The organism is Enterococcus sp. AZ188, from assembly GCF_050544075.1.
GTDB classification, from domain to species: Bacteria; Bacillota; Bacilli; order Lactobacillales; family Enterococcaceae; genus Enterococcus_D; species Enterococcus_D entomosocium.
On record NZ_CP172943.1, the window covers coordinates 602071 to 616213 of the forward strand.

Below are 14143 nucleotides of genomic sequence, written 5' to 3' on the forward strand. Positions count from 1 at the left end.
GAGAGATATTGAGTAGATAAATAAAAATACTGCTGTAATTGATGAATAGGAAAAGAGCAAGCTCACAAAGGACTACTTTCAAATCGTTTTCCTACAACATGTTGGATGGCAAATGGCTCCTCATGTTTTGGTTAATAAAAGAGGATCAACTAACTAATTGTGTGGCACCAACTAGAAAATTACATAGCTTAGCAACACCTGTTTCAGCTGTTTCTTTGATTAGAACAGTTGCAGTATTTTCGTAAACATGAATCACACTAACTTCTTGTAAACCGGTAAAGCCAATAACATTTGCCTGATAGTTTTGACCAGGGAACACTTGGTATTTTTCCATGTTTTTATCTCCTTCATTATTCTTATTTCAAAAGAATAATAATTAAAATTTAAGAAAAAGTAAAGTGAAACGATTTTTCATTCAAAAACACAGCCCTTTGGCGTTTGTCTCGAGTAGTTTCGATTTTTTTCTGCAATTTTTCATTATTTTTTTCAATAAATATGCGGTGGCTTATTGAACTTTATTCAAGAATATGTACCTCTTTTTTTAGCAGCAACCACAGATTTCATCTAAACGAATGGGAGAAAACAGCAGCTGAATTGTTTGTTTTGTACCGGATTGGGGCTTATAATAAAAATAGGAAGAAGGATCGACGTCACCGCTTCCTAAATCAATTGAAAAGGGCGTGGAAGTTATGGAAAACGTATACCGAAATAACTTTGTCAAAAGAACTATTCAACTGATGTTTGCACCAAAAAAAATCAGAAAGCGTCCACCAGAACAATGGATCAAAATGCCTACCGACCGAGGTATTCGGAGAAAGGACGCGTGATCCAGCATCTCGCAGCTATGCGTGAAATAGTATTTGAAGAGAAAAGAACGTTAGGAAGTCCCGAACGCGGGACTTCCTTTTTTGTGTCAGTGACATTGGGAATTTAACGAGAAAGTAGTTGCTAGCAGGTTCTCTTGTGAAGGGCTCCTTTCAGAAAAGGATATAAAAGGAAGCTTGCACTTTTCCTAGCGCTCAATAGACGAACGGAAGAAATCAATAGATAGCAGTGTTAGTGGATAAAGGATCGAAAGGATTCTTTCCAGCTGTTTTCAATTTTAAATTGGGTTTTCCAAAAAGTATGATATTCAAAGTGGCGTTAGTCTACCTACATTATCAGAATGGATGATTGATAAAAGAAGGGGAATATAAAAGCCACTTTTTTCGCACATAGATTCTGTTAAAATAAACTTAGAGGTTCAAACCTGTAAAATAATCTTATAATTTTTAAAGAAGGTGAAAGCATGGACTACCCAGAAATCGCAGGTCATTTCCAGACAACATCCTTTGATCCCCAACCGTTTGTGCAAACGGCGATCGATGATCGAAAGATAAGAGAGAGGCTAGTGGAGAATATCGTTGATGGTCAAAATCATATCAATGAGTATTTTAATAGTTATTTGATCATTAAAGAAGTAGCCGTTAAAAACCCTGAGCTGATTTATGATGAATGGGAACGGATCTGGGCCTTGCATACCCATAAAAACTCCTATCATCGGTGGATCGCTCATGATTTGATCAGTCAACTTTTGGTGATTGATCATGAAGACAAGTTTGAAGGGATCAAGCAAGAGTATGTACTGCTGCCTAAAGGAGAAAAAATTAGTAATTTCTTGAAGATGACTGAAAACATCAAGGAAGCCAGTCGATACAAAGACCTTCAGCAAGAGATTCAGCGTTTACTTGCGGATCAAGAATGGCTGTCCCACTTCAATGAAAAACAAGTGAAGCGTATTGAAAAAGTCCTTCAAACCCTTTTGGCTGAATGAATCAAGAAAAGCAATAAAACTTGTTTCAGAAGGAATTTTTCTACTATTTTTTCCCACTATTTTTCTTGATTACTAGGAATAGTAGTGAACAATGGGGAACACATTGCAATGATAGCTAACAATTATTTGCATGTATCGAATGCAAAATCTCCCTTAAGTCCTTGTAAGAAGCTAAGTGAAACTTTATACTAGAATGTAATACTTATTCAAAAAAAGGACAAATAAAATGAGGACATGAGCTTTTATGAAGAAATATTGTAAGGATAATGTGCTGGAAGCGGCGATGACGCGCCTGGAATATATTTTTGATACCTTTCCCCATGTTTATTTCTCTTTCAGTGGTGGAAAAGATAGCGGTGCCATGATTCAGTTGGCTGACCAAGTCGCCCGACAAAAAAAGAAAACTTTTGATCTGCTGATTTTAGATATCGAGGCAAATTATGATGCTACGAGAACGTTCATGGAAAAAATCAAAGCGTTACCAACTATCAATCAAACCTTTCACTTCTGTTTGCCCTTTTACGAGGACAACAACACTAGCGTATTTCAGCCACAATGGCTGATGTGGGATGAACAAGAACGTGAGAAGTGGGTACAGATGATGCCAAAAGATGCGATTTCACTTGCTGATTTAGATGAATCATTGATGGAAATCTATCAGAGTGCAAATATGAATCCAGATAAGTTCTTACGAAACTTTGCTCACTGGTACGCAAACTATCATCAGTGTGAACCCGTTGCTTGTGGCGTTGGCATCCGAACACAGGAAAGTCTATACCGATATCGGTCGATCACTTCGCCAAAGTATAACTTTCGGAAGCAATGCTGGATCAAACGGCAAGTAGCAGATTCCATGGTCGTCAATTTTTACCCCATCTATGATTGGAAGACAGAAGATGTCTGGGGCGCCTATGCCCATTTTGACTGGCCGATAAATGGCTTTTATGAAAAATTATATGATCATGGCGTTCCGATTCATCAAATGCGAATCTGTCAGCCTTATGGTATGCAGCAACGAAAAGGCTTATATCAATATGCTCTGGTGGAACCGGAAACGTGGGAACGGGTCGTCAACCGCGTGTCAGGAGCCAATTTTGGTCGATTGTATGCCCAGACGGGATTATTGGCGCATTACAATACGAGAAAGCCAAGTCATATGACTTGGCAAGAGTATGCGGTCTTTTTACTGGAATCAATTGGACTTTATTCAAAGAAATTACAGGACCATTATTACCGCAAAATCACGATCTTGATTGATCATTATCGAGAAAAGCACGGAATCGAAGTGGAAGACATTCCCGATGTGACCAAACGTAAGGAGTGGCTGAAAAACGAAGTACTCTGGCATGACTGGAAAGGGATCGCTCGTGCGTTAGAAAAAAATGATTTTTCTTTGAGCACGCGACAATACAGTCTGACGAAAAAAGATGAGACGGAATTGTATGAGTTGGCGGTCGATTTTGGGGCGGCGTTGGGAATCGAGCATTTACCCAAGTATCAGTTAAAAAAATTGAATGCCAAATATGAGTATTTAACGAAAAAAATCACCTAACGATGGACGAATGTGTCCCTAGAGAGGAAGGGTTTTGTGAACGAACGATTGGTTTTATTTTTTCCACCGTATAAGAAAAGCCAATTCTATCAATTGATGGGGGCATTTTTTGCGGAACGGGTGTATCAGCAGCAATTTCCGTACTTAGTCAATGATGAGAACTGCTACTGGTATGTGATTCTTGATGACGAAAAACGGGTGACCGCTTTTTCTTATTATGAAAAAGGCGTCAATAAAGTGGAGCTAGGGGAATTTTATGAAAAAGATCCAACTGCTCAATTTAAAAAGTTTCTTTTACGGAAAATGTTGGTGGATATCAGCCGCAATTACCCAGAAGCAGAGATTCTCGCTTCTAGTAACCAGCCTAGTGAAATTGCACTTTTGGAGTCAAAAGGGTTTGCGGTCTATCGACAAACAAAAAATTATTCATTTCTAAAAAGGAGTGTAGTACCTCATGAGCGATATCGATTTTCCAGTGTTAGCGGCGAAGCTGATCCCAGTCAGCAAGATTCACGCGAATACGTATAATCCCAACACCGTGGCTGCTCCAGAGATGGATTTGCTGGAACTGTCGATTCGGGAAGATGGCTTTACGCAGCCACTGGTTTGTTACCACGATAAGGAGCAGGACAAGTATATTTTGATCGATGGGTTTCATCGGTATGTCGTAGCAAAAGACCGCCTGGCGTTGCCAAGCGTTCCGGTCACAGTGATCGATAAGCCTTTTGAGAATCGCATCGCTTCAACGATTCGCCACAATCGAGCACGTGGTACCCATGGCATCGAGAAGATGGGAAACATCGTGCAGCAGTTGGTCGCTAACGAGTGGTCGGATGAACGAATTGCCAAGGAATTGGGGATGGACCGCGAAGAGGTCTTTCGCTTTAAGCAGCGCTCAGGCTTAAAAAGTGCCTTTTCCAACCATGAATTCAGCAAATCTTGGATTGAGTTTGAAAAAAGATACTATAAAGGCAAAAAAGAGACCTGAGAGGTTGAAAAAACTATCTAAAAAAGCTATCTATTAGAAGACAGCGATTCGTTAATAATTCTTTTTAAATTTTGAATAGGTGTTTTTTACAACGATAACGATCAGATTGATCACCATCGACAAACAAAGCGTCCCTAAGAGAATGGCCAGGATCACACCTAATGTGTCTCTTAGAAAGCTGAAGATCGCTTCAATGATAAACATAGTTTTTCCTCCTTTTCTCATCGTCTATTTTTTCTGACAATTGCAAAAATAGGCTCCTTGAGCAATAACTGCCTGCTACTAAAAACATGATCGAACGGTTTTCAAGTCCAGCCTTTTTTGGTGATTGTTCTTTTCCAAAGTAGAGTATACATTGGAAAGGATGAAAGAACGTTTCTATTTTTTATAATCGGTAAAAAATTCTGAAATGTAAAGAACAACAGTGGCTTTTTTATCTCCTGCGGATAGTATGAATAATCGTACCAGTTTGCATAAAAAAAGTAAAATGATAACAAAAAGTGAGTGGCGAAACAAGAGGCAATCATCTGATTGAATAATAATAAGCGAAATGAAAAGCTATGCTGCACAACGTCTGTAGAACAGAAAGAGGTTGTGCGGCTATTTGTTTTCACGCTGCTTCTTTGCTGCTAGAATAAATACTATCATTTTTTTTTTTGAAGAATAACTGCATAAAAATCGATCGTGATCAAACTGATTTTATAACAATTACAGTAAGCGCATTTTTAACTCAAAGACAAACTTTTTTGTAATATTCGGGAAAAGTGTCAATGGTTGCTTTGACAGTAAGCCAATCGTCATGCGGAGATTCGGTAAAGGCAGTGATAAAATTTTTACTTGAGCGCATGTTTGATCAATGATCGAACGCGGGACTAGACCGCAGAAGCCTGTTTGTTCAATCAAATAAGGAATCGTCGTGCTGCTGCTGACATATTCCCATTGGAGCGAAGGTACACACTGGTCAAGGTAGCCCTCGATATTTCTAAGTGCAGGACAGTCACCGCCGGAACTGTATAGATGGATTCCTGTAAGGTCGGCTAATTCCTTAATGATCAATGGGTTCGTGATCGAAGTGATGCAGCAGATTTCTTCTTGTAAAAGTTCTTCATAGACAAAGGAATCTTCGTGAGGAAGTGAGCATAACGCAAAATCAATACGATTTTCTTTTAATGCATCGGCTAATGCCAGCGTGGATCCCACCATGATCTCGAATTTTATTTTTGGGTATTGGTGGGAAAATACATGGAGAAGCTCCGGTAAAATCAACATGTCATAAGGGGGGACGATGCCCATCCGTAAAGAATATTCGACTGTGTTCGAAGCATTGAGCAACTGTTCTTTGACCTCCTCCCACTGAGCGATCAGACCAGGAACCGCCTGTTTCAACAATTCACCTTCCAACGTGAGTACATTGCTTTTTCCTTCCAAAAATAACGCTACTTCTAACTCTTCTTCTAACTTTTTGATATGGTTCGTAACCGTCGATTGGGCATAGTTTAATTTAGCAGCAGCTTTCGTAAACGTACCTTCTTCAACGATCGTTTTAAAGGAGTGCAGCTCTTTGATAAAATCCACATTGGTCCCCCTCTCTTTTTAACTATTATACAAAAAAGGAGCGGGGAGAAGATTTCTTTTTTTTCTAGTAAATAAAAAAAATAGATACAAAAGTTATTTAAAACATGCAGTCTGTTTTGATCGTATGTTTCTTTGCTTTTAAAATAACGCTTTTCACATTTGGTGCTAAGAGTAGCTGCTAAAATTTCTATCATAAAAAATACACCAAACATCCCAACTTTTCAGGGATTACGAGCAGCACACGAAAACAAGACAATGAATTTTTACGCTGCGCTTGAAAAGAAAAGCGTTTGTTAGGAGAGGAATCTTGAAAAAAGGTCTGATTTTTTTCGGATGTGAAAAAAATAGACACGCTAAGAGAAAAGAAAAATGGATACTTAGGAAAGGACTAAAATAGCAAACCATGCAATGAAAAAACTGACGGCGCTTCCTTCAAGAAGGCCGACAGTTGCCTTAGGTCAATGAATCGGTGTGATTCTTGGCTGAATCAGCTGTTCAATCGTTTTGTGGATGATCGTCCAGTCCGAAAGGGTAGGAACATTGGAAATTCGTAGTTGCTGAAATTTGGTGTTACTTTTCAGATGCAAGTCAAAATTGCTAACGATCAAATCAATTTCTCGATGGATCAATTCTTGTTCATCAGGAGCCACTTCAAAAAAATAACTGATTTCTGTATGGTCATTTTTGAATAGCTCTGTTGATGCGGCTAAAAAGGCATCTAATCCAGCACCACCTTGAAAAGCAAAGGCCACTTTGAGATGCTTTTTCAACTGATTGCTAGAAGAAAGTTCGCTTAACAAGGTCAACGTAACTGCGACATGCTCTAAGTGAGTAAACGAAAAGAAACGACTTTGTTCATTAAACTGTTTCAACCATTTATTCCAAGCAAGGTAGTCCGTCTTGAATGTCGCTTCAACAAAGGTTTTGATCTGGGGATCGGCAAATTCGTAATTCGCAGAAATCATCGTTAACAAGCGGAGATTTACGAGATATGCGATGATTTTGTGTGATGCTGCAGGAAGGATAGCTATTCCAGGTTTCTTTAAAAAGGCAGCAACTTCTGCGAGAATTTCTGGTTTCTCTGTATGGTGAAAAATGTAATCCGCCTCGCTTTCCCCATTAATATCCATCGTACTATACGAAATGCAGTGGAGAGCATTGAGGAAGATCCAAAGGAGTTCTTGTTGCGGCAAGTGGATGATCCGATATTTTTTCAAATAATGTTCGTTTAATATTTTTGAGAAAACAGCGAAGCGTTCTTTCTCTAATAGATTGCGTTCTAAAGACGGTGGCAATGTCAAAAAGTAAGAATAGCGCCACCTACGCTTGGCAATACTTAGCCATAGGGCAAGTCGATAATGACTGTAATGCAAATCTTTTTTGTTGGCTTCTTTTGCTTTTTGGACCAGAAGACGCGCATCTGCAGGGCTGTCTTTATCTAAGATCGTGCTATCGCCATAAGCGGAGAAAAAGACAAACAGACAAAAGCGAATATCGGCTTCGGTACCGATAAAATCAAGATGATTCGTTGCGATGGTCACAGAATAGGTTTGTAAAGATTTGTTCATATAACTGATCGTTCGCAACAGATGACTGCGGGAATAGCCAAATTCGATCGTTGCTCGGTGAATAGAGTATTTTTTATTATCAATGATACTAGACATGATTTTAAACTCCAACGTTTCCATGCCCAAAAGCTGAATGGCAGAATTGATTGAAGCATTTGGTGCATACTCAATCGAAACGATGTTGGATCCAGAAAGTTTGATCTTGACCAGATCTTCCGGCAAACTGTCGCTTAAAATACTTAATTCTTTAGAGACTGTAGGCAAGGAAAGTCCCAATAATGTCGCCAACTCTTGCGGGTGATACCCTGCGGGTGCTGCATTTAGCACTTGCAGAATTTTTACTTGACGAGAAAATGCCTTATCTCGATGTAAGTTGATGGATAAATTTTCTAACATTGATGTCACCACCTCTTTCAAGACCCTGTGGGAGCGATCAGCGATCGAATATAAAAACCATTCGTTTTAAGTAAATTATATAATACTCTGGGCCATTCAAGAAGTCTTATCCCTTGAAAATTGAAGGAATTCATGTTAAAGATGCGGCGCCCACATATTTTTGCGAAGGACAGTCATTTAAGGGAGTTATTTTATAGAAAACACCCCTGCCAGTTGCAGTCAACCAAAATTTGGACAGATTGGAACGGAAGTAAGTGTGAATAAAGTTTGGAAAAAGAAAAAGGAGAAAAAGTAAAAATGAAAAAACGCGTAGTTATAATTAAGAGTGGTTTAATAGGGATGCTGATTTTAGGGACAACCTTTCCAAGCACATGGCCGATCGCTCAGGCAACAGAAAGACAACAAACAGAGCAGCAAACACCATTCATAGACTCATCGGTTCCCTTGCTGGCAGATTCAACAGGAAGCATGAACACAGGAGAAAAGACAGATACCCAAGAAGGAAATGCTGACGTCATATCTTCTGAAGCAACCAAAAGTGAAGTGGTGACCACCACTTCAAACTCAGAAACAAATCAATCTAACGCAGCTGATGCTGCAGAAAAAACTCAAATTTCAGTTACTGCCCCATCTGCTGAAACCAATGTAGAATCTACGGATAGTCAACCTCTCGCTGCAGAATCAACGAAGAGTATCGAGAGTTTCAACTACGATCTGACTGTAGAATATGATCCGATCAAGTATAAAGCACTGGTTTTGGATTTGCCAATCCCGGAAAAATACGCACACCAAACACTATACCAAGACCCGCAGCTGACAGAAGATTTTTATGTCTACAAAACGGATAAGGTATACATGCTAGTGGGACTATGGTATACAAGTGAAGTGACTGGTACCAATCAATTAAATATATCTTGGACAAGCTTCACAGGTTTTACGATCAACTATTACGGTCTAACAGCGGTTTTAGAATATACCGACGCTAACGGTAACCTTTTGTTTACAGCAACATATAATATTCGCTTTACAAATAGCCATCTGACCATTAAATATGTGGATGAGACTGGTATGGAGATCTATCCTTACCAAACGATCAATGATAGTACCAATGAGCCTTATGATGTCTCTACAAGTGCGTTTATTCCACAAATTCCGGGGTACATCCTTGATACCAGTCAACTGCCAACGAATGCAAAAGGTGTTCTTCCTCGTGGCGAAGTAACGGTGACGTACGTCTATCAAAAAGCACCGACTGACTATACCGATCTGACCGTGAAAGATACCACTATTTATGAACAGGATACATGGACAGCGGCGGATAATTTTGAGCAAGCTATTTCAAAAGAAGGCAAAACTTTGACTTATGAGGAATTTATTGCTGAGGGTGGTCGTGTTTCCGGACAAGTAGATACTAACAAAGCCGCTACGTATAAAATCAGTTATCAATTGAATCATGTGAGTAAAGAAGCAACGATACTCGTAAAACCACGATTCACTGCGATTAAGGTTCATGATTCTTCGATATACGTCGGCGATGACTGGGCCTCAGAAGATAACTTTGATCAAGCCGTAGATCGGGATAACAACCCAGTTTCGTTTGCGGATGTGAACGTTGAAGGAAGCGTAGATACTAAAAAAACGGGGTCCTATGAGGTAGTTTATCGTTATGATGGAGTAGCATCAAAAGCTGTGATCACCGTCAAAGCTGACCAAACCAAGGTGACTGCCCATGACAGCGAGTTGTACACAGGGGACAACTGGAAAGCTAAGGATAATTTCGATAGTGCAACAGATAGAGATGGTTCATCTGTTGATTTTGGGGATATCACTGTCACGGGGACTGTCGATACAACGCAAGCAGGAAAGTACGAGGTCACTTACAGCTATCACGGCGTAGAAAGCAAAGCCACTATCACCGTCAAAGCCAACCAAACGGCAGTCAAAGTCCACGATAGTGAGTTGTACACAGGGGATAACTGGACAGCTAAGGATAATTTCGATAATGCAACAGATAGAGACGGTTCATCTGTTGATTTTGGGGATATCACTGTCACAGGGATTGTCGATACGACGAAAGTAGGCGAGTATGAAGTTATATACAGCTATCATGACTTAGAAAGCAAAGCCCTTATCACCGTCAAAGCCGATCAAACTACAGTCAAAGTCCACGATAGCGAGTTGTACACAGGGGAAAACTGGACAGCCAAAGACAACTTCGATAGCGCAACAGATCGGGATGGTAAACCTGTTGATTTTGAAGATATCACCGTTACAGGAAAAGCAGACACAACGAAAGCAGGCGAGTACGAGGTCACTTACATTTATCGTGGTGTAGAAAGCAAAGCCACTATCACCGTCAAAGCGGATGAAACATCCCTAAAAGTCCACGATTCAACGATCAAGCAAGGCGATGAATGGTTGCCAGAAACAAACTTTGATTCTGCCACCGATCGTGATGGCAAAAAAGTAGCCTTTTCAGAAGTAGAAGTCAATGGCACAGTGAACAACAACATAGTCGGTCAATACACGGTTTCCTACCATTACGGAGCAGTGATTGCCCATGCCGTGATTACTATACAAGCAAAAGTCAGCGAAACACCTGACGAAACGCCAACAGAAGTACCAGAAGAAAATCGCCCGGAAAGTGAGTCGCCTGGGACTGAATTTCCTGAAACTGAAGCGTCTGATCCAATAACAGAAGAACCAATTAAGGCACGTCCTGAGACAGAGACGTCAGAAACAAACGATGATGAGAAAAACGAAAAACGTCCATCAGAACAATCAGACAACCCCTCAGCAACAGGACAGACAACACCGATCAAAGCAAGCAAACAATCCACTGTTAAGCAACTGCCAAAAACAGGAGAAACAAGCAGTGTTTTGCTAAGTGTTACAGGTATCCTATTCTTAATCGGCGGGTTGGTGCTCTTGTACCGTAAGAAATCATGGAGAAAATAACAATAGGATCGACAAAAGAGCTAGAAGAATAAAACATACAGGACGAACAAGCTGGATGAATTGCTTTAAGAGAGAACAAAAAAGCAATCACAAACATCAGCAATGTTCGTCCTGTTTATTTATATAGTGAGCAGCCGAGAGTACTAAGTTTAGCCAGCACTTGTATTTATGAAACGATTTCCTCTTTTTCCAGACTAAGATAACGATAAAAAGTTGATCGTTTTAACCCTGTTTGGGCACAGATATCCACAACAGCTTTTCCTTCTTTTTGATAAAGGTTCAATGCGTGTTGAATCAGTCCAGGATCGATTCGTGGGCGACCACCGATATTTCCTCTAGCACGAGCGGATTCTAAGCCTTCTTTGGTCCGTTCGACGATGATGTCTCGTTCGAATTGGCTAAAGGCTTGGAAAACAGTCATCATCAATTTCCCTTGTGGGGTTTGCGTATCAAAATTTTCTTTAATACTGATAAGCTTTACTCCTTTTTTTTCAAAAAAGTAGACAAGATCAATGAGATCTTTGGTACTTCTTCCTAGTCGCGAGAAACTTTCAATGATGATTTTATCGTTTTCTTTCACTCGTTTTTTTAATTTATTTAATTCAGGACGATTCGCACGAACACCACTGATCTTTTCCGTATAAATTTTATTGCACTCATACCGGTCAAGTAAATCTAACTGACGCGAGAGATCCTGTTGTCTTGTGGAGACACGTGCGTACCCATAAACCATATTTGTCATACGAATTCCTCCAGTTGCACAAAAATAAGTCTACATAGAGAATACCTTGTTTGTTCACTTAAGTACACATTCAAGAAGCTTCTTAATGTGAATTTGGGAAATAGGAAGGTTTTTTTATGCACCTAAATATTGTACTATAGTAAAGACACTAGTCGGTGAGGAAGAAACACGGAGGGGAAAATGAGAGAATTGCAGTTAAATTTTATGCTAAATAAGACGACCGTTCGCTGGCTTCAAATGTTAAATACTTTTGAGCGAGAACGGACTTGTTCCATCGCAAGTTTAGCAAACAAACTTGATGTGACCCAACGGACGATCAGCTCGGATATCAAAGAATTGAAAACCTATCTACAAGAGGCAGCCGAATTTTCGCTTGTAGCCAATGGCTATCATTTTAGGGAAACGAATCCGAAAAAATACTTGTCCCAAAAAAAGGAGCTTGTTGCAGAAGAAGGAATGTATCAAATCGTGGAAGCCATTTTCCACGGTGAATTCTGTTCGGTTGAAGAGTGGGCGCAGCGCTTGTATGTATCAGAAAGTACGATGCGTCGTTATTTGAATACTGCTTCTGTGACGTTGCGAAAGTATCATGTGGAGTGGATCTTGCAACCGGTTAATTTGAGTGGCTCCGAAGCCAATATTCGCAAGTTCTTTAAAGATTTTTATTATGAATCAGATGTCACCCCTCATACGCTATTGCCCCCCAAAGAACTGATTGCACTAGTCAGTGATGTCTTCTCAGAAATGCCCGCAGAGCTGGTGAATACAGGCGTTTCTCCGAGTGATTTTTATTATAGCTTGTATATTGCGATCAAGCGTTACCAATTGGGAAAGACGGTTCAGATTCCTCAATCGTTGGAAAAAATCATCGAAACCCATGAGGCATTTGCCGTAATGAATGACTTAGCACCTAAAATCGAAGCGCTATACCGAGTAAGACTGCCGCAACAAGAAATTATGTGGCTTTATTTAGTGACCGTGATGAAACGGACTTTGACCGAGCCTGAAAAAGAGCAGCAATTCGTTGCATCGTTTGGACTGTATCCTGAACTCGAAGAACTGAGTCAGCGCTTCGTTCAAGAATGGGGCATTTCCTTTCAAGAGCCCCAACGGGTCAAGACGATGATCCACGCCTTTTTCCTGTCAAAGAAAATCAATGAGCAACTGGCGCCCGTTTTAAATCACTTGCTAACAGAAGTAAAAAATGAAGCGCAGAAGCATCGTTCTGCCGCTTATCAAAGGAATCTGGCATTTATGAAGCAGCACCAAGCGATTCTTGGGATCAAGCAGGAGTATCTGGTAGATATTTGTGCGGCACTGACCCTTTACAGTGAAGCAATCAGGGAGCTCTATGCTCAAAAAGTCAGACGGATCGCATTGATAATAGAAGGTGATCTCTATGCCTGTCACACGATTCGTGCGCGCTTTTTGCGTTATGTCGGCAATGATCATCTGGTATTTTTTCCAAAAATCAATGAATTGACGACCGATTATTTGAAGGGAAATGCCATTGATCTTGTGGTTACAAATTATAGTGAATATTTATCAGAGTTCATCTTATCGACTGATTATCTTTTGCTCAAAGCAATCCCCGATCATCAAGATTGGCAAAGAGTGATTGAAAAAATCGATCCTCAGTTAGGGCAAGCGTTAAACGCTCCCACAGCCTAATATACGTGTTGAAAAAGAGCATGACGAGGACATGTGTGGATAAATTAAAAGGAAAAGCCGCAACCGTTGCGATCAACGGTTGCGGCTTTTATTCGTTCATCTAATAAAAAAGGGAGTTATCTGAAAATAGGCCCACTGTTCCTGAATACCAAAAGATTGGGTTATTTTGGTGAAAGAACAGCCTACGTTGAAACAGTTAGTTGGCATTTACTAGTTTATCAAAAATTGCTTCAAAGGTTTTGAACGTATCACTATCTAACTGACAAAGCCATAAAAGGTAGCTTTTTTCTTTGAATGTCCATTCGATCGAAGGGTAAGAGGCAATCAAGGCATGGTATTTCTCTCGTTGTTCACTGGTAGCTAATAACCACCGCTTCTCAAAAATCTTTTTCTCTTCCATTTTTATCTATCCCCCATAAAGAAACGTTGCCTGAAACTTCACTAACGGGCAACGTAAATCTAATGATATGCAGATCTATGTTTAGTATACCAAAGAAAAATGAATTTTTTTAGAAGATGTGTAAAATTACATACAATTTCTTTTATTTTGCTTTTTTTGGGACCTTTTTTGAAGAAAAGAAGCGTTCTGTTGAAAGGAACTGTTGTTAAAAATGTTTGTGATAATACTAAGAATTAGTAGGCAGAAACCTTGTATCCATCGTATTGAGTCAAGTGGTTACAGGTAATAACAAAAATGGACGATCCTTTTTAAATGATAAGGAATCGTCTTTTTTTATAACACTTTTTTTTGCACAAACTTTTAAAATGCCTTATTTAAAAAGAAAATGAAAATCAATTTATTCATACAGGTTTGCAAATCTTGATTTATCGATTGATGATCAACCATGGTAAATTTAATCTCGTTAAAAACGATAAAATT

At 39.7% G+C, this 14143-nt stretch carries 12 protein-coding genes; 6 read left to right on the top strand and 6 right to left on the bottom strand.

The window, feature by feature from the left end; genetic code table 11:
- Nucleotides 1-145: 145 nt before the first annotated feature.
- A complete protein-coding gene (locus tag IGI86_RS02775; RefSeq protein ID WP_005227564.1) occupies nucleotides 146-334 on the bottom strand; it encodes a hypothetical protein in 189 nt (62 codons plus the stop codon).
- A 954-nt stretch (nucleotides 335-1288) separates the two neighbouring features.
- Between IGI86_RS02775 and IGI86_RS02780 the strand changes: the two genes are divergently transcribed.
- The 4 genes from IGI86_RS02780 to IGI86_RS02795 all read left to right on the top strand — a co-directional run bounded on the left by IGI86_RS02780 (nucleotide 1289) and on the right by IGI86_RS02795 (nucleotide 4353).
- On the top strand, nucleotides 1289-1813 hold the full coding sequence (locus IGI86_RS02780) for a hypothetical protein (RefSeq protein ID WP_430617730.1): 525 nt from the start codon (nucleotides 1289-1291) through the stop codon (nucleotides 1811-1813).
- Between the two features lie 244 nt (nucleotides 1814-2057).
- Nucleotides 2058-3365, top strand: coding sequence for a DUF3440 domain-containing protein (locus IGI86_RS02785; RefSeq protein ID WP_008377955.1), 1308 nt, complete (start codon nucleotides 2058-2060; stop codon nucleotides 3363-3365).
- A 36-nt stretch (nucleotides 3366-3401) separates the two neighbouring features.
- Nucleotides 3402-3893, top strand: a complete 492-nt coding sequence (locus tag IGI86_RS02790) for a hypothetical protein (protein WP_050790962.1) — start codon at nucleotides 3402-3404, stop codon at nucleotides 3891-3893.
- Entirely contained in the window at nucleotides 3820-4353 is a 534-nt protein-coding gene (locus IGI86_RS02795) for an IbrB-like domain-containing protein (RefSeq protein WP_034871891.1), read from the top strand. Before IGI86_RS02790 ends, IGI86_RS02795 begins: the two co-directional genes overlap by 74 nt.
- A 51-nt stretch (nucleotides 4354-4404) precedes the next feature.
- Here the strand turns inward: IGI86_RS02795 and IGI86_RS02800 are convergent, their stop codons facing one another.
- From IGI86_RS02800 to IGI86_RS02810, 3 genes are all read right to left on the bottom strand, one after another.
- On the bottom strand, nucleotides 4405-4557 hold the full coding sequence (locus IGI86_RS02800) for a hypothetical protein (protein ID WP_008377957.1): 153 nt from the start codon (nucleotides 4555-4557) through the stop codon (nucleotides 4405-4407).
- A 504-nt stretch (nucleotides 4558-5061) separates the two neighbouring features.
- Entirely contained in the window at nucleotides 5062-5928 is an 867-nt protein-coding gene (locus IGI86_RS02805; protein WP_008377960.1) for a LysR family transcriptional regulator, read from the bottom strand.
- A gap of 458 nt (nucleotides 5929-6386) precedes the next feature.
- The gene (locus tag IGI86_RS02810; RefSeq protein WP_086333014.1) at nucleotides 6387-7892 is read right to left on the bottom strand and encodes a helix-turn-helix domain-containing protein; all 1506 of its coding nucleotides are present in this window, start codon (nucleotides 7890-7892) and stop codon (nucleotides 6387-6389) included.
- 297 nt (nucleotides 7893-8189) lie between these two features.
- On the opposite strand from IGI86_RS02810, the gene IGI86_RS02815 reads away from it, so the two are divergent.
- Nucleotides 8190-10850, top strand: coding sequence for a bacterial Ig-like domain-containing protein (locus IGI86_RS02815; RefSeq protein WP_430617731.1), 2661 nt, complete (start codon nucleotides 8190-8192; stop codon nucleotides 10848-10850).
- A 166-nt stretch (nucleotides 10851-11016) separates the two neighbouring features.
- Here IGI86_RS02815 and IGI86_RS02820 read toward each other — a convergent pair whose 3' ends face one another.
- Nucleotides 11017-11592, bottom strand: coding sequence for a recombinase family protein (locus tag IGI86_RS02820; RefSeq protein ID WP_005232006.1), 576 nt, complete (start codon nucleotides 11590-11592; stop codon nucleotides 11017-11019).
- A 180-nt stretch (nucleotides 11593-11772) separates the two neighbouring features.
- Here IGI86_RS02820 and IGI86_RS02825 point away from each other — a divergent pair, with 180 nt between their 5' ends.
- Nucleotides 11773-13263 (top strand): helix-turn-helix domain-containing protein, encoded by a 1491-nt coding sequence (locus IGI86_RS02825; RefSeq protein WP_008377968.1) that lies wholly within the window; start codon nucleotides 11773-11775, stop codon nucleotides 13261-13263.
- 196 nt (nucleotides 13264-13459) lie between these two features.
- Here the strand turns inward: IGI86_RS02825 and IGI86_RS02830 are convergent, their stop codons facing one another.
- Nucleotides 13460-13663: a hypothetical protein gene (locus IGI86_RS02830; RefSeq protein ID WP_005232004.1), complete on the bottom strand. Its 204-nt coding sequence runs from the start codon at nucleotides 13661-13663 to the stop codon at nucleotides 13460-13462.
- Between the last annotated feature and the right edge of the window lie 480 nt (nucleotides 13664-14143).